19 protein-coding genes, 1 tRNA gene and 3 pseudogenes are annotated in these 17728 nt (G+C 63.1%); 15 read left to right on the top strand and 8 right to left on the bottom strand.

From position 1 onward, the window contains the following. Window positions 1-92: 92 nt before the first annotated feature. Window positions 93-179 (top strand): annotated as a pseudogene (locus EII42_RS13855) (helix-turn-helix domain-containing protein); the annotation flags it as partial. A 6-nt stretch (window positions 180-185) separates the two neighbouring features. Continuing rightward, window positions 186-590, top strand: a pseudogene (locus EII42_RS07825) (DDE-type integrase/transposase/recombinase); the annotation flags it as partial. A 95-nt stretch (window positions 591-685) separates the two neighbouring features. Here the strand turns inward: EII42_RS07825 and EII42_RS07820 are convergent. Then, window positions 686-1390 (bottom strand): alpha/beta hydrolase, encoded by a 705-nt coding sequence (locus EII42_RS07820; protein WP_125171564.1) that lies wholly within the window; start codon window positions 1388-1390, stop codon window positions 686-688. A gap of 560 nt (window positions 1391-1950) precedes the next feature. Between EII42_RS07820 and EII42_RS07815 the strand changes: the two genes are divergently transcribed. Further along, window positions 1951-2604 (top strand): HAD family phosphatase, encoded by a 654-nt coding sequence (locus tag EII42_RS07815; RefSeq protein ID WP_158676445.1) that lies wholly within the window; start codon window positions 1951-1953, stop codon window positions 2602-2604. Here the strand turns inward: EII42_RS07815 and EII42_RS07810 are convergent. Both EII42_RS07810 and EII42_RS07805 read right to left on the bottom strand, forming a co-directional pair. Next, window positions 2601-3176, bottom strand: coding sequence for a protein-L-isoaspartate O-methyltransferase (locus EII42_RS07810; protein WP_125171562.1), 576 nt, complete (start codon window positions 3174-3176; stop codon window positions 2601-2603). The genes EII42_RS07815 and EII42_RS07810 overlap by 4 nt on opposite strands. Before the next feature lie 14 nt (window positions 3177-3190). Next, window positions 3191-3553: a hypothetical protein gene (locus EII42_RS07805; RefSeq protein ID WP_125171561.1), complete on the bottom strand. Its 363-nt coding sequence runs from the start codon at window positions 3551-3553 to the stop codon at window positions 3191-3193. 159 nt (window positions 3554-3712) lie between these two features. Between EII42_RS07805 and EII42_RS07800 the strand changes: the two genes are divergently transcribed. From EII42_RS07800 to EII42_RS13285, 3 genes are all read left to right on the top strand, one after another. Then, window positions 3713-4924 (top strand): MFS transporter, encoded by a 1212-nt coding sequence (locus EII42_RS07800; protein ID WP_158676444.1) that lies wholly within the window; start codon window positions 3713-3715, stop codon window positions 4922-4924. Between the two features lie 92 nt (window positions 4925-5016). Further along, on the top strand, window positions 5017-7398 hold the full coding sequence (locus EII42_RS07795) for an exo-alpha-sialidase (protein ID WP_158676443.1): 2382 nt from the start codon (window positions 5017-5019) through the stop codon (window positions 7396-7398). Then, complete coding sequence (locus EII42_RS13285) at window positions 7385-8161, top strand: hypothetical protein (RefSeq protein WP_199729832.1); 777 nt, start codon at window positions 7385-7387, stop codon at window positions 8159-8161. Before EII42_RS07795 ends, EII42_RS13285 begins: the two co-directional genes overlap by 14 nt. Before the next feature lie 336 nt (window positions 8162-8497). On the opposite strand, the gene EII42_RS07785 is transcribed toward EII42_RS13285, so the two are convergent. The 4 genes and pseudogenes from EII42_RS07785 to EII42_RS07775 form a co-directional block, all read right to left on the bottom strand. Continuing rightward, window positions 8498-8583 (bottom strand) — tRNA-Leu (locus EII42_RS07785). 342 nt (window positions 8584-8925) lie between these two features. Continuing rightward, window positions 8926-9099, bottom strand: a pseudogene (locus tag EII42_RS13850) (IS3 family transposase); the annotation flags it as partial. 987 nt (window positions 9100-10086) lie between these two features. Continuing rightward, the gene (locus EII42_RS07780; RefSeq protein ID WP_125171558.1) at window positions 10087-11052 is read right to left on the bottom strand and encodes an aldo/keto reductase; all 966 of its coding nucleotides are present in this window, start codon (window positions 11050-11052) and stop codon (window positions 10087-10089) included. 11 nt (window positions 11053-11063) lie between these two features. Next, window positions 11064-11888: an undecaprenyl-diphosphate phosphatase gene (locus tag EII42_RS07775; protein WP_125171557.1), complete on the bottom strand. Its 825-nt coding sequence runs from the start codon at window positions 11886-11888 to the stop codon at window positions 11064-11066. A 73-nt stretch (window positions 11889-11961) separates the two neighbouring features. Here EII42_RS07775 and EII42_RS07770 point away from each other — a divergent pair, with 73 nt between their 5' ends. The 5 genes from EII42_RS07770 (at window position 11962) to EII42_RS07750 (ending at window position 14996) form a co-directional block, all read left to right on the top strand. Beyond that, window positions 11962-12555, top strand: a complete 594-nt coding sequence (locus EII42_RS07770; RefSeq protein ID WP_125171556.1) for a histidine phosphatase family protein — start codon at window positions 11962-11964, stop codon at window positions 12553-12555. A 17-nt stretch (window positions 12556-12572) separates the two neighbouring features. Continuing rightward, entirely contained in the window at window positions 12573-13082 is a 510-nt protein-coding gene (locus tag EII42_RS07765; RefSeq protein WP_125171555.1) for a DUF3090 domain-containing protein, read from the top strand. Window positions 13083-13367: 285 nt separating this feature from the next. Then, entirely contained in the window at window positions 13368-13631 is a 264-nt protein-coding gene (locus EII42_RS07760; RefSeq protein ID WP_125171554.1) for a phosphoribosyl-ATP diphosphatase, read from the top strand. 11 nt (window positions 13632-13642) lie between these two features. Further along, window positions 13643-14500, top strand: coding sequence for an ATP phosphoribosyltransferase (hisG, locus tag EII42_RS07755; protein ID WP_125171553.1), 858 nt, complete (start codon window positions 13643-13645; stop codon window positions 14498-14500). Between the two features lie 10 nt (window positions 14501-14510). Next, window positions 14511-14996 (top strand): PH domain-containing protein, encoded by a 486-nt coding sequence (locus EII42_RS07750; protein ID WP_125171552.1) that lies wholly within the window; start codon window positions 14511-14513, stop codon window positions 14994-14996. Here EII42_RS07750 and EII42_RS12925 read toward each other — a convergent pair. Further along, window positions 14989-15468, bottom strand: a complete 480-nt coding sequence (locus EII42_RS12925; RefSeq protein ID WP_158676442.1) for a hypothetical protein — start codon at window positions 15466-15468, stop codon at window positions 14989-14991. The genes EII42_RS07750 and EII42_RS12925 overlap by 8 nt on opposite strands. A 49-nt stretch (window positions 15469-15517) precedes the next feature. On the opposite strand from EII42_RS12925, the gene EII42_RS07740 reads away from it, so the two are divergent. From EII42_RS07740 to rplT, 4 genes are all read left to right on the top strand, one after another. After that, a complete protein-coding gene (locus EII42_RS07740) occupies window positions 15518-16153 on the top strand; it encodes an SseB family protein (protein WP_125171550.1) in 636 nt (211 codons plus the stop codon). Between the two features lie 184 nt (window positions 16154-16337). Further along, window positions 16338-17051, top strand: a complete 714-nt coding sequence (gene infC, locus EII42_RS07735) for a translation initiation factor IF-3 (RefSeq protein ID WP_125171549.1) — start codon at window positions 16338-16340, stop codon at window positions 17049-17051. A gap of 55 nt (window positions 17052-17106) precedes the next feature. After that, window positions 17107-17313 (top strand): 50S ribosomal protein L35, encoded by a 207-nt coding sequence (rpmI, locus tag EII42_RS07730; RefSeq protein WP_125171548.1) that lies wholly within the window; start codon window positions 17107-17109, stop codon window positions 17311-17313. A 48-nt stretch (window positions 17314-17361) separates the two neighbouring features. Then, window positions 17362-17727 carry a 50S ribosomal protein L20 gene (gene rplT, locus EII42_RS07725; protein ID WP_125171547.1) on the top strand — a complete coding sequence of 122 codons (366 nt, stop codon included), beginning with the start codon at window positions 17362-17364 and terminating at the stop codon, window positions 17725-17727. The last annotated feature ends 1 nt before the right edge of the window (window position 17728 follow it).

The raw sequence follows: 17728 nt of genomic DNA, 5'->3' as shown, positions 1-17728 counted from the left end.
CCGGCCGTCATGGCTGGCCCCTCGTCCTCTGACACGAAAAGCTCCGAACGAGCCACAGGAACGCTGCCTCCACACCTTGCCATCGACTTCGTGTCGCCCGTCTCGTCGTTGATGATGGGTGGCCGATCAACGAGATAGCTGCCCGTTTCCAGGTCTCCTGGCCCACCGTGAAGCGCTGAGCAGGCCACTCCCGCGCCGCCTACGCAGAGATCCACGACGATGAAACCACCCACACCGCCACCGCGGTCCTGGTGAGGACCGTCGAGTGGTTCACCGCCCGCGGGGTGACCGTCGGGCGGGTGCTATCGGACAACGACGGCGGCTACCGCTCACACCTGTGGCGAGATACCTGCACCGAACTCGGCATCACGCACAAACGCACCCGCCTCCTACCATCCGCAGACCAGCGGCAAGATCGAACGGCTTCCCCCGCGCCCCTGGCCGACGGCTGGGCTTACGCCCGCTGCTACACCTCCGAAGCCGAATGACGCGGCGACCTCGACGGCTGGCTGCACTACTCCAAGCATCACTGCCCGCACACAGCCTGCGGCAACCAGCCGTCCTTCTCCCGATGCTTGGCGCTCCGTTAACGTCGCCATAACTGCCCCATCGCGGAGTTCGATGAGCGACACGGCACAGCCGGCCACGAATTCTCCCGAGGAGGTGACAAACCAAACAGCCGCAGTCAGGCCGGATAGCGCTCTTCGAACCACGCAACCACCGTGTCGAGGTGCGGGGGCCGGCCAAGGAAGTGCTGGCCGCCCTCGACCTGGACGAGTTCGGCCCCGGGCGCCCCCGCGAACTGGCTGAGGGCGTCTAGGGGGACCACCTCGTCCCGGTCGCCGCGAATGGTCCAACTGGGGATGTCAAGCCTCGCGGGATGATCCTCGACGAAGCGTAGGTACGGCCATTCGAGCATCGCACGAGGCGTGTCGATCGCGGTCTCTGCCTCTAACTGCTCGTCCGTCACCGAATATTCGGTCATCACGTCTCGGATGTAGTACTCGAGGTCGATGAGCGGCGACACTAGCCAAGCGCGCTCGAACGTCCCGACGGGTGTGTCACACAGGGCGAAGTAGGCCCCAACGCTGCTCGCGAGCAGGCCGACCTCAGTCGACTGGCTGCGGGCCAATCGTGCGAATGCCCGTATCTCGGGACTCGCTACCATGGCGTTGAACGCCTTATCGTCTTGGCGATCACCGTGGGCGGGCAGATCGAAGACGATCAGTTGGCCGCCCCGCGACGCAATCACCTCACCGCACCGTGCCATGACGGGATCAAGCTTGTTCGAGAACTGGCCGTGTACGCCGACAACGGCCCGACCGCCGGGCCTTCCCCACCTCAGAGCGGGAATTCCGTCAAGGGTGAATTCTACCGGCCGAGTGCTCATGGGTTAGCTCTCCTTCAGTACCGCTGACGACTGGGGCGATCGCCTTGATGATCTCGCACGATATCCGGCATACCTTCGGATGCCTAGCCCGCTTCCAGGTAGTTCCCGCCGTGGCGCGTGAGCTCTGCTGCCTATGACGCAAGTTCCCCGCCCACGACAAGCGCGCGATACGACAATGCCTGCGCCGCATCGGGTGCACGAATGGCTAGGCGTAGCAACACGGGATCGAGGTTGCTCGGCGACTTTCGCCCTCACCACCCTAGCGCGGCGGCCACGACATCGTACAAGGCAGCGTCGCCGTCTCCACGCGGTTTCGGGCATCTCAGGCTGAAGCGTCGTTCGCCACGCAGACCTTGTTCGAAGGGGCCGCAGTGTTGCTGCGAGGTCACGTGCACCCATGTTGTTTGCAGTCTTATGACGAGGCGTCCGATTCGGCCCGGTTGCTCGACACGTGTCGACAGCCGCTACGGAGATTGGCTCCACGCGGGGTTGTTGATCACGGTTCCTCGTGTTGGCCGCTTAGCTCTGCCACAATCGTGGCAGGAGACAAGGAGGATATTGTGGCACCTGAAGCCGTAATTTTTGATCTGGACGGCACCCTCGTCGACACCGAGTTCGTTTGGGATGTGGTGCGGCGCAAGATGGCGGCCGACGTAGACATCGAATGGCGAGATGAGTTCACGAGGTCGATGATGGGCATGTCCACCGCCGAGTGGAGCCGCTACCTTACGGAGGAGGTTGGTCTGCCCTACTCTCCCGAGGAAGCGGCTCGGATCACGGTGCAGGGAATGGTGGATCACTACATGGCTGGTCCCATGGTGCTTCCGGGGGCCACGGAGGCCGTGCGGCTGATGTCCCAGACTTATCCGGTGGCTATCGCCTCCTCATCCCCGCCCGTGCTGATCGATGCGGCGACGGAGGTGCTTGGGATTCGTGACTGCTTGCGGGCGACGGTATCGACAGAGGAGTGTGAGCGAGGAAAGCCCGCACCGGACGCCTATCTGCTTGCCTGCAGCCGGCTCGGTGCCGACCCGAAAGCCTGCGTAGCGGTGGAGGACGCGGCGGCGGGAATCCAGGCCGCGCTGTCAGCCGGGCTGGCCGTGGTTTCGGTACCCCAGGACTTCCACCGTCCAGCCCCTGGTCTGCTGGCGCAGACCGTGGTGCTGCGCAGCCTCGTCGAGTTGAACCACGAACTCGTTGCCGGGCTGCGCTAACGCAGTGGGACGAAGAGGTACTCGCCTACGCGATCAATTACCGGCTTGCCGTTCTCGTCCTTAACCACGCGCCAGAGCTGACCTCGAACAGGCATCACCAGGATGCCACCCGGCGCGAGTTGAGCGAAGAGTTCGGGCGGCATCTTGCGGGCTGCCGCCGACACGAGGATGCGGTCGAACGGAGCCTCATCGGGCTGGCCCAGGCGCCCCTTCGTCGCTTCGACGATACGCGCCCACGGGCGGTTGAACTTCCCGAGATTGCCCTTGCCGAACTCGACCAGCTCTGGTTCGATCTCAACACCCAGCACGCTCCCGGTGGAGCCCGTCAACTCCGCGAGCAGGGCGGTGGTCCAGCCGGACCCCGACCCCACGTCGAGGACCTTCGCCCCCGGCGGCACATCGAGTAGGTAGAGCATGTCCTTGACCGTGGTCGGCTGAGAATTGGTCTGGTTGCGTCCGATAGGCAGCGGGCGGTCCTCGTGGGCTCGGGAGCGCAACTTCTCCGGCAGAAACTCTTCCCTCGGCGTCGCGGACACCGCCTGCACAATGCGGGTTTCCAAAGTGTCTTCCATGGGGAATCTCCGTATCAGTCGAGGAGCGCGTCAAGCGTGCGCACCACAAGCTCGTTCTCTGTCTCAAGCCCCGCGAATATCTCGGGTGCCTTACCACGGTACAGCGGGCGCACCGTGGTACCGAAGTCGAAAAGGTCCTGGCGGGTGAAATCTCGGCCATACAGTTCGTCGGCTGCTCTCCGAGCCCCGGCGAGATCGGAGATCCTACCTTGCCAGCCAGGGTTGTCGGTGGGGAAATCGCCTTCGCTCATGCGTCGAACCAAGGTCGTCAGCGCCTGCGAGAGATCCATCAACTGCTGGCGCTTCACCTCGACATCGAATCGCGGCTCCGGTGTTGGTTGCGGATGCGATTTGAACAGCTTGCCAAAGAAACCCATGAGCTAACCTCCGGCGTCAAACCTACCTCACGATCGACACGAGCTTCAGGACGGCTGGATGAAATCCTTGTCCCTGGTGTAGGCTGGCCGGGCCAAAGGGATGTGCGCCGCAAAGTGAGGTTGGGATTTGCGGCCGGGCGTCGCATCCTTGGAGTGTTAATGTCGTCAAAGACTTCGTTGGTCGCTACCGGCGGCTGGGCCTTCCTGGTTTCGGCGGCGGTGGGTCGACTGCCAGCCGCCATGATCCAGCTCGGTCTTCTGATGTACGTGTCGGAGGTGGGTCTCGGGCTCAGCCTGGGTGGGCTCACCGTCGCGGCTGTGGGCTTGGGCACGGCGCTCGGGGCCACCGTGCTGGGGCGCTTGGTGGACGCGTTTGGTCCGCTGCCCGTGGTTCTGGGCGCAACGCTGGTGCAGACCGGAATGCTCTATGCGATCCATCTGTGCACGCCCGGACTGGTTGCTGGACAGCTGAGCAGCGGGGTTTTGCTCGCGCTGGCCGGGGTGTGCGGATTCGCGAATCCACAGATTGGTCCGATCGTTCGGGCGCGTTGGTCGCATCTGAGCCGATCGCTCGACGATCCGCGGCTGATCAGCGACGCCCTCGGCTACGAGGGGGCGATGGACGAACTCAGTTTCATCGTCGGACCGATAGCGGCGAGCATACTCGTCGCGGTTCTGGGGCCGACCGACGCATTGTTTGTCCTGCTGGGGTGCACCCTGGTCGGTCAGGGCATCTTCATTGGTTACCTGATCGGCTTGGGTAGAGGCTGGGGGGCAGGAGCCCATCGGGGCGCCCCGTCGGGGAGAATGCCGCTGAGGAAAGTAATGGTACCGATGGTGCTGTTGGTGACCGTCGGGGTCTGTTTCGGCTCCACCCAGACCGCGCTGACGGCGGTCAACGATCAGCGCGGCACTCCGGGTCTGACGGGCGTGATCTACGGCTGCGTGGGCGCGGGCAGCGCGGCGGCGTCATTGTTGGCGCCGAGACTCCCTCGGCGCTGGTCACTTCGGGGAAAGCTGATGTTCGGGGCCGCGACTGTGGTGTTGGTGGCTCTCGGTTTCGTATCGTTGCCGCCAACTCCCGTGGCGGTGGCCCTGGCGTTGGCCATTGGCGGGGCCGTCGGGATCATCCTGGTCAACGGTTTCGCGCGAGCCGAGTCGGTTGCTCCGAGCGGCCGGATAGCTTCTGCAATGACCTTGCTGTCGATGTGCCTGACACTTGGGGTGTCTGCGGGAGCCGCGACGGCGGGGCAGCTGGTTGCCGACCCGAGGCTTGGTTTTGTCCCGGTGATTCTTGCCGGGGCAGTCGGAATGGTGGCGGCCTCGCGGCTGCCGAGGCAGGAACAGCCAGGAGCTGGGCAACCCGGGTGAGCGAATCCGGGCAAGGTACGTAGCCTTGTAGAGATCCGATGTCTGTTGAGTTAGAGTTCTCTTGATTTATGGCTGCCATCAGAGAGGATGACATGACTGTTCGCAGACCGAGGGGGCTGCGAGGACTAATCGTGGCGCTGCTCGCGTTGGTTCTCGTGCTGCCGGCCGGGCTGGCCAACGCCGACCCGGTGGATCCCGGAACTTGGGTTTCTGGGGAATGGGCTAGGGTGCGGCTGACCAGCATTGCCCCGCAGAAGACGAAGTACCAAGTCGGTGATGTGCTTAATCTCAGCTATCGCATTGAGGCAAATCTGAGCGAGATCAGCAACATTTCCGTCGTTTCGGATTCCGTCGTCAATGCCAACGCATGCAACTGGCGGAATCTGCCAGCCGGCCCGGGTGGGAAGTACAACTGCGGTAGGAACACCACCTACACGATCACCGAGCAGGATCTGCAGCAGGGTTTTGCGAAGTTCTCCGTGACCTGGACGGCATCGGGAACAGCGACGGGAACCATCTACCCGTCGATCACTATCGAGAACCAGGTCGCGGTGGGTGATCCGGAGCCAATCGTGTGGCCCGAACTGGAAGACGGTGTTTCACGAGTTCTAGCCAATCCGGGAGACTTCGGGTTTACCTGTCACCGGATTCCCGCACTCACGGTATCGCCGAAGAACGGTTGGCTGCTCGCGGCCTGGGACGGCCGCCCGAACAACTGCGGTGATGCGCCGAACCCGAACCACATCATCCAACGCGTTTCCAAAGATGGCGGCAAGAGCTGGGAGGAACCGACGACCATCGCGGCCGGGCAGGGTGGTCCAGCCAAATTCGGCTACTCCGACCCCTCGTACGTCGTGGACCACGATCAGGACAAGATCTTCGCTTTCTTCGTCAAGTCATATGATCAGAGCTTCCAAGGCTCTGGGGTGGGCACTGACCCGCAGCAGCGCAACGTCCTGCATGCTGTGGTGGTGGAATCTACCGACGACGGTGTGTCCTGGTCCCAGCCCCGCGTGATCACGGGCGACATCGTTCCCAACGGTGAGACCAACCTCTGGCGCAGCCGGTTTGCCGCCTCCGGTGAGGGGATCCAACTCCGCTACGGCCCGAAGGCCGGTCGCTTGGTGCAGCAGTTCACCTTCGCCAAGGTGGGTGGCGGTTACTACGCGGCCTCAGTGTTTTCCGATGACCACGGCCAGACCTGGCATGTCGGCTCCCCAATCGGACCGGGCATGGACGAGAACAAGGTCGTTGAGCTTTCGGACGGGACTCTGATGATGAACTCGCGCCGTTCCAGCGGCGGGGGCGGTCGCTGGGTTGCCTACTCGAAGGATCAGGGTCAGACGTGGACCGATCTGCACGTGGATCAGTCCCTCGTCGACCCCGTCAACAACGCCTCGATCATTCGTGCGTTCCCGAACGCAGCACAGGGCAGCGAGGATGCCAAGGTGCTCCTCTTCTCGAACTCGTTTAGCGCTTCGGGTAGACGAAACGGCGCCGTCCGTGTTTCGCTCGACGACGGTAAGACATGGTCGCAACACAAGGTTTTCGCCCCCGGCGAGATGGCCTATTCGACCCTCACGCCACTCAACCAGCAGGGCAAGTACGGTCTGCTCTTTGAGGGGCCCGGCCCCCGCATCGAGTACATGCCGGTGTCCCTTGACTGGCTGAAGCTGCTGCGAGTTCAGATCGGCCACGAGTTGCAAACGGTGCGGCGCGGGGAGAACTCAGTCTCCTTCACTGTCACGAACAAGGGCAGTAAAGCGGCTGTCGGCTCGGTCGAGTTCAGCGTTCCTGCGGGCTGGTCCGTGAGCGGGCCGGTTGATATCAACGTGTCTGCAGGTCAGACGAAGACCTATCAGGTTTCCGTGACCGCGCCATCCGCTGCGGACCCGGCAACACACGTGCTTGTGGCCCAGGGCACCTTCGGTGACGTGGCCGTGACAGGTGAGGTTCCGGTGGAGTTGCAACTCCGTCCGGGGCAGAGCGCCTCGCGCAAGTTGGATGTCGAGCTGGTCAATGATTTGCCGTTCCAAGGCGGGCAAAATGCCGAGCCGCCATCGAAGATGTTCGACGACGATCTCGACAGCATGTGGCATTCCCCGTGGAACACTTCGGTTCGGCTGCCGCTCAACATCGACCTTAAACTGGGCGAAGAGCCGCAGGATCTTGGGTTCTTGATGCATGCTCCGCGCCGCACCGGCGGTGACAATGGCAGGATCGCGGACTACCAAATCCTGGTTGGTGACGATTTGGCGAACCTTCGCCCGGTTGCCGAAGGCCGCTGGCCCAACAGTTCAGCGCAGCAGTTCGTTGATCTCGTTGGCCACAAGTCAAAGTATCTGCGTTTGACGATCAAGGACACCTACAACTCCCAGCCGGGCATGAAATTCGCCTCTGTCGCGGAACTCGCGGTGCATGCGCTTGTCGCGGATAGCGGTGACTCCGTTGGCTCCTTCGTTGACTGTGCCTGAGTGTGGCAAGTTGGCTGAGGTGGTTATTCCTGAGGTGGAGGGTGTTGAGTACTCTCAGGAGCGGGTTGATGAGAAGACGGTTCGGGTGCCTGTGGCCAAGGCTGGTTTTGTGTTGGCTGAGGGTGCGGTTGCTGAGTGGACGTTGACGATTCCGGATGTGGTTGCTTGTCCGCCTGCTCCCAAACTGGTGACTACGCCTGTGGACGACGAGGCTGCGAAGACCTGCTCCGCCAATGGCGGGGTATACGTCGTGGTCGACTCGGTGGAAGGCGATGCCGCATGGGGTGCGTGCGCCAAGGGTGAATTCGATGATCCGATCACCGCTGCGCAGGCTGCTGGGTTCCCCGTCGAGTTCGAGCAGAGCCCTGTCGGAGAGCGGTCGACGATGTCTGTGCCGCGTTCCCTACTGCCGTTGGATGCCAAGGCTGTTAAGGGCCGAAAGGTGTTGTCCGTGAACGGTGTTCAAGCCGGGGCAGGAAAGTCTTGGAACATCTGGTCCGCTCCTTCCGGCGCGAAGCCGATCAAGTGGAAGGCCTGGAGCGGTGGCCCGAAGCTGAAGGTGGGCAACGTCGCCGGACTCTCGCTGGGGAAGACCGCTGAGGTCACCCCGCGTTGGCTCGGATACGGCGTGGACAGCAAGCCGATGCCCCCGGTGAAGCCGGGCAAGCCGTCTGACCCGGTGAAGCCGGGCAAGCCGTCGAAGCCGGGCAAGCCGTCGAAGCCGGTTGTGAAGAAGCCAGGTTTGCCGAAGACCGGCGTCTGAGCGATCAACTGCTCAACGCAGATCGAGGTGGGGTGCCCGTGGGGGTGCCCCACCTCTGTCTTGCTGCCCGGGCCTCCTGACGATCGTCTTATCCGTACCGCAAGAGGTAGGAAACGATCTTGCTCGGAAGCCGATGGACGGTCAAGACGCACAGTCCGGCTCGGGCGGGGCACAAAGCCTGGGCCACAGCGGGGTACAAGGAGTGCCGAGCGGTCATGTTGTTTAGCGCGGCTGCGCCCCTCGGGACGAGAGAACTCAAACCAGGCCGGGCGGGGCCGAATCGATCAAAAGAAAACCCGCCCAGCAGCCCCTGCTGCTAAGCGGGATACTCCACGGTGTCCGAGAGAGGACTTGAACCTCCACGCCCTGTAACGGGCACTAGCACCTCAAGCTAGCGCGTCTACCTATTCCGCCACCCGGACTTCGCTCCGTACTGGAGCGAAACTGAACTCTACCAATGCTTGCCGATCCTGCCAAATCGGCGACGGGGCAGCGTCGAGTTTCAGCGGCTTGGACCGTCGGGACTGTCCTCTGACGCGCTGGTTCCCTTGCCTCTCGGAATACGTTGTGCCGCCCAGCGCTGTGGAGCTGCTACTGGCGGTCAACGTGACGGCTAGGCGGCTCCGAATGGTCATCCTGAGCGGGCCGCAATGCAGGAAAACCCAACCGGGGTCCAACCTTGACCAGAAACCGTCAGATTGAACTTGTGACGCCGAGATCTGCCGTGTCATCCCTGGGCGCGGTAGAGGCGCTCGATGAGGGCGACTCAAACCGGTGCGGGCGGTCGAGTTCCGCCGCGATAGACAAGGCGAGGCCGTCTTCAAAATCTCGTTAGCCCGTCGCAGCTCGGCGTTCTCCTTACACAGGCGCTTCAGCTTCGCGGACTCCTCGCTAGCCGTCCCGGGACGCTTCCCGGCATCGATCTCGTCCTGCTTCACCCAGACTCGTAACTACTTGGGCGAGGCGATCCCCAGCATGCCCGCAACCGCCTTGATCGTCGCAGTCCGGCTGGGCATAGCCGCCTTGCGACTCCAACATCATCCACACGTCCCGCTCCCGCAGCCCCGACCGGTACTTCGAAACACCTGGTATGAGAGTAATCCTTTCAATGAATTCACTCTCCAGACACGCCGGGGGACTTCACCAGCCACAATACGGCAGATCGCGAAGATCTCGGCGCGCGGATCGTCCTGATCGACCAGGGTTCCACCGCCTTTGGCGGCAACTTTCAACTTCTCAGACAATCCGTCGGGGACTAGCGAATCCTACGTCTCGCCCTGGAATCCCCGGCCCCGACGATCGAGGGCGCAAACCCTATCTCCTGGAACGCGCGGGAAGCCGTCTACGAGTTCGATGCTCGCGCCCAAAGCGCGGCGGGCATCCTGCCCCGGGTCAGCCCACTTGCCCTTTCGGACGCGTCCATCGAACGGGCGAGCATCAACGGCATCATGGAATGGAGAAGATCTACGATCGGCTGGCCGAGGCGAGAAGCTCGGCTCATGGTTGAGACGTTCGGCGGTGTCCCGGTTGTCGCGCAGCTTCCTTCCATGCGTGCGGCGCTGGGACTCGCCAACCTGTGAATCTCACGCTCAACTCGTTGACGCTCGGGGACGAGGAAGGCTATCGGCGATCAGAAGCTCCTGGAGGACTCGTAGGAGCAGGTGGAAGCAGCTGGACGGCGAAGCCTTGGTGATGCGGGACCTCCCGGCAGCGACCTCGTCCCCCCTTTCCCTCCACCAAAGCCCCGTGGTGAGTTCTCCTGACACGCTTGTCGTAAAACCGGTAACGGTGCTCGGGTGAATACCCCGCGTGACAAGGCCGGGACTAGAACTATTGTCCTCGGAGCCGGGGCAGTGGGCTGCGCGGCCCGATGATCAGGAACCGGCTTTTGGGCCACCGGTGTTTCGACAGGGACGGGCGCCGGGTCAGCTGCGCAGCGCGTTGGTCCCGCCCGAGACGTCGTCAAGGGCCTCGACGATAGGGTTGACGAGTCGCTTCCCATCGCAGTCCATGATTTCGTCCAACTGATCCAGCGTGCGGGGCCCGACCAGGGCCGAAGCGACCTGTGGGGCGTCGCGTACCCATAGGAGCGCCACCTGCGTCGGGGTCAGCCCGAGTCCCTGCGCGGCATGGGCCACAGCGTCGACGATGGCTTCCGAGCGGGGCTGAAGGTACGGCTCCAGGAACCAGCTGAAGTGCTGCGATACCGCCCGGGAACCGCGCGGACGCCTGCCATTGCGGTACTGGCCGGTGAGGGCCCCTCGCCCGAGCGCACTCCAGGCGATCAAACCGAGGCCGTGGTAACTGGCGGCGCCGACCACTTCCACCTCGGCGCGCCGGGCCAGCAGCGAGTACTCCACCTGGACACTTGCGAGACGTGCCCGCCCCGGGAGCGCAGACTGCCAGGTGGCTGCGGTCGCCGTCTGCCACCCAACGAAGTTCGATACCCCGACGTAGCGAACCAGGCCACGGCTGACAGCGGAATCCGCGGCGGCCAACGTCTCCTCCAGCGGGGCCTCTCCCCAAGCGTGTATCTGCCACAGGTCGATGTACGAGGTGCTGAGACGTCTGAGCGAGTTCTCCAGATCCGCGAGCAACGCCCCGCGCGATGTATCGATGACGCGCTTGCCGTCTCGGACCACGAAACCCGCCTTGGAAGCGACCACCAGTTCCTCGCGAGGCAGGCCGCGCTTCAACGTCGCTCCGATGATCTTTTCCGCCGTGCCCGCTCCGTAGGCGGGCGCTGTGTCGACGAGGTTTCCTCCCCGGTCCACGAAGGCCTCCAACAGCCGCCTGGCTTCGTTGGGCTCCACGTCGCGTCCCCACGCCATGGTCCCCAAACCAATGGGGGAGACGTGCAGGCCGGTCAAGCCAAGCGCGCGATTGTCCATGGCTCCTCAGCCTACGCGGCCAACACGCCGGTCAGGAGCAGGACAACGAGGATTGCTGCCAGCAATAGTCGGTAGAGCACGAATACTCGGAAGGAATGCGTGGAGATGTAGCGCAACAGCCAGGCGATCACCGCATACCCGATTACGAAAGAGATCACGGTGGCGACGATCGTCGGGCCCCACGCCACTGTCTGGTCCCCCCCAATGTCCTTGAGCTTGTAAAGGCCCGAGCCGAAGACAGCCGGGATGGCAAGCAGGAAGGCGTAACGTGCCGCAGCTTCGCGGTTGTAACCAAGGAACAGCCCGCCGGAAATCGTGGCCCCGGATCGGGAAACACCGGGGATCAGCGCCGCCGCCTGGAAGAAGCCGAACGCTATGCCGTGGCCCCAGGTGAGTCGGGTCAGGTCGCGGTCGTTCTCGGCGCCGAAACGGTCGGCAGCCTCCAGGAGAAGCGCAACGCCGGCCAGCATCGCGGTGGTGATCCAGAGATTCCTCAGGAAAGTATCGATGGCGTCCTGGAACAAGAGCCCGAGCAACACGATCGGGATTGAACCGATGATCACCAGCCATCCCATGCGAACATCCGGGTCGTCCTTTTCATGCTTGCCGACGAGAGCCAGGCACCAGCTCCGGATGATTCGGATGATGTCCTTGCCGAAGTAGACGAGGACAGCGGCCTCAGTACCCAGTTGAGTCACGGCCGTGAAAGCAGCTCCGGGATCGTGGCCCGCGAAGAACAGCTGGCCGACGATCGAGATGTGCGCGCTGGACGAAATCGGCAAAAACTCCGTGAGACCCTGCACGATGCCCAGAACTATGGCCTCGATCCAACCCATGTCGGTCCTTCCTTAGGGGAACAAAACAAGAATGCCGGGGCCAACCTTACGCTCAGCGGGGTAGCTTGGGCACATGACTACGCTGCTGTTGGTGCGACACGGGCGCTCCGTGGCAAACGCAACGGGGATCCTCGCTGGACGCGCTCCTGGGGTTCCGCTGGACGAAGTAGGCCAGGCGCAGGCCGCTGGATTGAGAGCTGGTTTGGCTCAGGTGAGTCGAGCTTACTCGTCGCCGTTGGAGCGGTGCGTGGCCACCGCGCGACTGGCCGGTTTCGCCGCGCCCCGGCTGGTGGCTGCGCTGACGGAGGTGGACTATGGGGAACTCACCGGGCGACGCTTCGACGACGAGGTGGTGCTCAGCTACTGGTCTCGAATGTGCGCCACCCCGGAGCAGGTCTTCTTTCCTGCGGGAGAACGGCTTCCGGAGGTCCGGGAGAGGGTTCTGGCTGCGGCGCGGGCGATAGCATATGAATCTCCTGGGAGAACCGTCGCGGTGTTCACCCACGGGGACCCGATCAAGCTCATTCTTGCCGATGCCCTCGGGATGCCATTCGCGAACTATCAGCGCATCCAGGTGTCCCCGGGATCGGTGAGTATCGTCGAGTACGGGGACGCCCCCAGCGTGCGAGGCATTAGTATCTCGGCAGGGATATCGGCCGCTGACTAGTTGGGAGGAGGTTGCACATGCTGATGGAGTTCTTCCGGCCGGACCGGTTCGTTCTCGGCACCTTGGGAGAACCCGGTAAGCGGCGCTTCATTCTGCAGATTTCCGGTCGTGGTCAATTGGTGTCGGTTGAGGTGGAGAAGCAGCAGATTCTCAAGCTCGGACGGCGGCTTGGCGATGTGATGGATCAACTGATGGATCTGGGCCGGCCGATCCCCGAAGCCTTCGCGCCCCGGGACATGGGCCCGCTGGATTCTCCTGTCGACGTGGAATTCAAGGTGGGCGGTATCGGCCTGGCCTGGGACAACGCCAACTCTTGCACCCAGATCGAGTTGTTCTCCGAGGATCCTGACGATATGCGGTTGATCCAGATCTGGTTGACTCCCAGCAGGACAAGGGAATTTGTCGGGCGCGTGGAACGCATCATTGAGGCAGGTCGCCCCGCCTGTCCCGTGTGCGGGCAGCCCATCTTCAACAGCCACATCTGCCCGCGCTCCAACGGCTATCGTCGTCCGCTGTTCCACGGCTAGGACCTGTTTCGGGAGCCCGTGGCGGGCTACGGAACGTCGTGATGGGTGAAAAAGGCCCTGTGGCATCCCAGTCTGCGCGCCCGGCGCGATGGGCGGCTGCTGCGGACTCAACGGAACCTCCCACAGTGTATCTGGGATAGCGGCGCCTTCGGAACAGGCTCCGCCGTTGCCGCACGTACCTGGGCCGCGACGATCGGTGCTTCTTCTGGGGTAGATTGTGGCCGAGACCCGCAGCCCTGTGCCCCGAGCAGCTGAGCGGCGGGTAGCGAGGAGGTAAGCGTTCAGATGAAAAGCTTTGAGCAGTTGTTCGAACAGCTGTCGCTGGCGGCCCAGGCTCGCCCAGAGGGTTCCGGGACGGTTGCGCGTCTCGACGCAGGCGTGCACAGCATCGGCAAGAAGATCGTTGAGGAGGCAGCCGAGGTCTGGATGGCTGCCGAGTATGAGAGCAAGGACGCGGCGGCCGAGGAAATCAGCCAGTTGCTGTATCACCTGCAGGTGCTGATGCTGAAGCTGGATATGAAGCTCGAAGACGTCTACCGCCACCTGTGACAGGAGGAAGAATGGCTGAACTTTTGCGTGTGGCCGTGCCCAACAAGGGGTCGCTGGCGGACTCCGCCAAAGAGATGCTGTTGAGCGCGGGTTACCGGCAGCGATCGGACGGCAAGGAGTTGACTCTCATCGATTCCGAGCATCGCGTCGAGTTCTACTACCTGCGCCCGAGGGACATCGCGACGTACGTTGGCCGGGGAGATCTTGACCTGGGGATAACCGGCAGGGATATGCTGCTCGACTCCGGTGCCAGCGCGATCGAGGAGATGTCCCTCGGATTTGGGGCTTCGTGCTTCCGTTTTGCGGCCCCCGCGGAGGCGGAACTCTCGGTGCAGGATCTCGCGGGCAAGCGGATCGCGACCAGCTACTCAGGGCTGCTGGGTCGTTACCTTGCCGAGAAGCAGATCGCGGCGGAGATCGTTCATCTAGACGGCGCGGTGGAATCCGCCATTCGGTTGGGTGTGGCGGACGTCGTCGCCGATGTCGTCGATACGGGGACGACGCTGCGCAAGGCCGGGTTGGCGATGTTCGGGGAGCCAATTTGCGATTCGGAGGCCGTCCTCATTCGCCGAGCCGATGGGGGCGGGGACGACGTGGTGGTAAGCGCGTTGAAGACACGGCTGCGCTCGGTGATGGTTGCGCAGAACTACCTGATGATGGACTACAACGTGCCCGCTGATCAGCTCGAAGCAACGTTGCGGCTTGCGCCGGGGGTTGATGGTCCGACGGTCAGCTCGCTGGCCAAGGACGGATGGTACGCAGTGCGCGCACTGGTTCCCCGCAAAGGGGCGCACCTGTTGATGGACCGGCTTTACGACGCGGGAGCTCGGGGTATTTTGCTGACCCAGCTGGCCGCTTGCAGACTTTGAGGAGGACACTGTGGAATCTTCCGCCGAAGAGCGACTCAGTTTCATCAGCGTGCCGGCGCTGGTGACCAGCGTGCTGCTTTCCACCGTTTTGTTCGCGGGTTCGCTATGGGTGTGGTACCTGCTGGGCCCGAGCGTGCACGCGCAGGTGACAGTGTTCCAAGTGGGCACGCTCCTGTTCATCGTGCTTCTCCTGCTCGGCGTGATGCTGTCCTTGGGGTATTCCCACCTGTGGGCCGTTGGGGACGAGGTGGTGATTCGCAACGGGCTGTTCGTGCGTCGCTATCGGGTCGAGCAGATCGCGGGGGTCCGTCTGCGTAAAGGCGACCCCTGGGCCTACCTGCTGGTGAAGGATCCGGACGCCGAGGCCGGCTACGTGCGAAAGGCAGCGCTCGCCATCCAGTCGGTGGAGGGCGAACAAGCAAGCAGGAAGGTGCGTCAATTGCGTCGCTGGCTCAAGGCAAATGGCGCCACCGGCGTCGAGCGCGACATCACATGATGCCGCGCTTTTTGAGCAATTCCTCGATCTCCTGATCCTCGGCAGTCAGGCCGCCCTTGCTGGGCTTTGCGCCGGGCGTGGGAGCGGCGGCCGGGGCCGAGGGCGAGGCCACCGCTGGCCGGGCGGGTTTCCCGGGAACGGCGGGTGCTGGCGCAGGTGTGGGTGACTGCTGCTCCTTGGGATCCTTCGGCAGGAAAGCAGCTATCACGCACAGGATCACGCCGCCGCCGAGCAGGCCGATTCCCCAGGTCATCACGTCCGTCCACTGGGTCTGGATCACCCAGTCGATGGCAGCTTTGATGCCCTGCATCACCAACCCCGTTACGCCCAGCAGATACAGGCCGAGAGGAATCAGCATCGCGCCCACCGCGCCGACGACGGGCCGTGCTCGGCGGCTGCGGGCCCAGAAGCCGATACCGAGCGCCCCGATGAAGGCCATGAGGACGATGGTGACGAACAATGGAGTAAGCATGGATCAAGTCTGGCACAGGGTGCACGCCGCCACCGCTAGTGTTGGGCTCATGCGAACTTTGTCTAACCCCAACGCTCGCTTTGCCGACGACCACGGCGAGCCGGATCCGATCGCTCGGGAGGCAATCGCCCGGGTTTCTGACCAGATTTCCTACATCCGAGCGTTGGTAGCTCTTTGCTCCAGTCGACTGCTGATGCCGATCGTCGCGACGGGTGACGACTCGGGCGGGGAGAAACAGGCGGAGATGGCGGCGGTGAAGCTAGTGAACGATCACGGAACCTTCCTGTTGGCGTTCACCGGCCTCGACTCCATGGAAACTTGGCAGAAGGGTGCCCGCCCGGTCCCGTGCACGCTCGACGACCTGTGCGTGACCGTGCGAGAGGCGGGTGCCGACCAATTGCTTATCGATGCTGCAGGCCCCACGTCCCTGGTGATTTCGGGTGAGCCATTGCAGCGGTTCGCGCAAGGTTTCGCGCTGGTCGAGTTCGAGGGTGAGGCCTTCGGGTGGGTCAAGAAGAGCGATGCCGATCAGATAGCGAATCTTGAGGGGGCCCTCAGCTCTCTTGAGGCCATGATCGCGGAGGTAGAGGCCGAGGCGGCCGCCGCCCAGGAGGCAGAGCGAGAAAGCTCGGTTGAAGAGACAGCCGGAGAGACTCAAGCTGCGGGGGAGGACACTAAGGTCTGACGGGGAGCGCGGGTTTGGAACAGGGCCGACGTTGGGCTAAGATCGTTCCGCACATGATCAGCGAATCACTGATCCGTTCAAGTGGAGGCCACTCCCACCCGCGATCGCCGAGGCGGCCGGGTTCGATTAGGCGACTTATCCGCCTCGGCCTCTGCGCGCGCGGAGGCCTTTTTGTTGATCGCGGATTGTCTCTATAGGAGTTGTCATCAGTACTGAACCACGGATCAATGATCGCATCCGAGTACCTGAGGTCCGGCTTGTTGGCCCCAAGGGGGAGCAGGTCGGCATAGTCCGCGTGGAGGACGCGCTGCGCCTCGCCGCGGAAAGTGATCTGGATCTCGTCGAGGTCGCTCCGCAGGCGCGGCCGCCGGTCGCGAAACTGATGGATTACGGCAAGTTCAAGTACGAGGCCGCACAGAAGGTGCGGGACGCGCGGCGGAACCAGTCGAATGTCTCCACCAAGGAGATGAAGCTGCGGCTCAAGATTGACAGCCACGATTATGAGACGAAGAAGGGTCACGTCGTCCGCTTCCTGAAGGCCGGCGACAAGGTCAAGATCACCATCATGTTCCGCGGCCGTGAGCAGTCGCGCCCCGAGTTGGGCATTGATCTGCTGAAACGGCTGGCCGACGATGTGGCCGAGTTCGGCTATGTTGAATCCGCCCCCAAGCAGGACGGCCGGAACATGCTGATGGTGCTCGGGCCCACCAAGAAGAAGACCGAGGCGAAGGCCGACCGCGATGCTGATCGCGACCGTCGCATGGCCCAGCGTCAGGAAGACGCCGCTGCCGAAAAGGCCGCGGAGGCCAAGCTGCGCGAAAAGGCGGCACAGAGCAAGCCCGCCAAGAAGCGTCGCGGCCCCGCAGACAACATCGATCCGGACATCGACCTCTTCTGAGCGTCGGTCGTCTGCCGGATTCGTAACCCCCAAAGAAGAAGAAAGCGAGCACGTCATGCCGAAGATGAAGACGCACTCCGGTGCCAAGAAGCGGTTCAAGACTACCGGGTCGGGCAAGCTCATGCACCGTCAGGCCAACCTCGGCCACCTGAACGAGCACAAGTCGTCCCGTCGAATCCGTCGCCTGCAGGGCAACGTGGAGGTCGTCGAGGTCGAGGCCAAGAAAGCGCGCAAGCTGCTTGGCAAGCACAAGGGCCGCTGAGCCAACCCACCCACCCGCATCCCTCATACGTTTTCCTAAGGAGTCAACATGGCACGCGTGAAGCGTTCCGTAAACGCGAAGAAGAAGCGCCGCGAAGTACTTGAGCAGGCATCTGGCTACCGTGGTCAGCGCTCTCGGCTGTACCGCAAGGCGAAGGAGCAGCTGCTTCACTCGTATACTTACAGCTACCGCGACCGTCGTGCCAAGAAGGGCGATTTCCGTGGCCTGTGGATTCAGCGGATCAACGCGGGCTGCCGCGCGGAGGGCATGACCTACAACCGCTTCATCAGCGGTCTGAAGAACGCGGGCGTGGAGGTTGATCGTAAGATCCTCGCCGAGCTTGCCGTGAACGATGTTGTGGCCTTCAACGCGCTGGTTGCCGTCGCGAAGGAACACCAGACTCCCGCAGCCTGAG

The sequence above is a fragment of the Tessaracoccus sp. OH4464_COT-324 genome (genome assembly GCF_003932855.1).
GTDB lineage: Bacteria > Actinomycetota > Actinomycetes > Propionibacteriales > Propionibacteriaceae > Arachnia.
The sequence above is the reverse complement of the archived record's forward strand: the minus strand, read 5'-3'. Positions and strand labels throughout refer to the sequence as shown.

Coding starts and splice junctions, on each gene's coding strand:
- EII42_RS07820 (WP_125171564.1), bottom strand. CDS start 1,390: ATGAGCACTCGGCCGGTAGAATTCACCCTTGACGGAATTCCCGCTCTG.
- EII42_RS07810 (WP_125171562.1), bottom strand. CDS start 3,176: ATGGAAGACACTTTGGAAACCCGCATTGTGCAGGCGGTGTCCGCGACG.
- EII42_RS07805 (WP_125171561.1), bottom strand. CDS start 3,553: ATGGGTTTCTTTGGCAAGCTGTTCAAATCGCATCCGCAACCAACACCG.
- EII42_RS07800 (WP_158676444.1), top strand. CDS start 3,713: ATGTCGTCAAAGACTTCGTTGGTCGCTACCGGCGGCTGGGCCTTCCTG.
- EII42_RS07795 (WP_158676443.1), top strand. CDS start 5,017: ATGACTGTTCGCAGACCGAGGGGGCTGCGAGGACTAATCGTGGCGCTG.
- EII42_RS07780 (WP_125171558.1), bottom strand. CDS start 11,052: ATGGACAATCGCGCGCTTGGCTTGACCGGCCTGCACGTCTCCCCCATT.
- EII42_RS07775 (WP_125171557.1), bottom strand. CDS start 11,888: ATGGGTTGGATCGAGGCCATAGTTCTGGGCATCGTGCAGGGTCTCACG.
- EII42_RS07770 (WP_125171556.1), top strand. CDS start 11,962: ATGACTACGCTGCTGTTGGTGCGACACGGGCGCTCCGTGGCAAACGCA.
- EII42_RS07765 (WP_125171555.1), top strand. CDS start 12,573: ATGCTGATGGAGTTCTTCCGGCCGGACCGGTTCGTTCTCGGCACCTTG.
- EII42_RS07760 (WP_125171554.1), top strand. CDS start 13,368: ATGAAAAGCTTTGAGCAGTTGTTCGAACAGCTGTCGCTGGCGGCCCAG.
- hisG (WP_125171553.1), top strand. CDS start 13,643: ATGGCTGAACTTTTGCGTGTGGCCGTGCCCAACAAGGGGTCGCTGGCG.
- EII42_RS12925 (WP_158676442.1), bottom strand. CDS start 15,468: ATGCTTACTCCATTGTTCGTCACCATCGTCCTCATGGCCTTCATCGGG.
- EII42_RS07740 (WP_125171550.1), top strand. CDS start 15,518: ATGCGAACTTTGTCTAACCCCAACGCTCGCTTTGCCGACGACCACGGC.
- rpmI (WP_125171548.1), top strand. CDS start 17,107: ATGCCGAAGATGAAGACGCACTCCGGTGCCAAGAAGCGGTTCAAGACT.
- rplT (WP_125171547.1), top strand. CDS start 17,362: ATGGCACGCGTGAAGCGTTCCGTAAACGCGAAGAAGAAGCGCCGCGAA.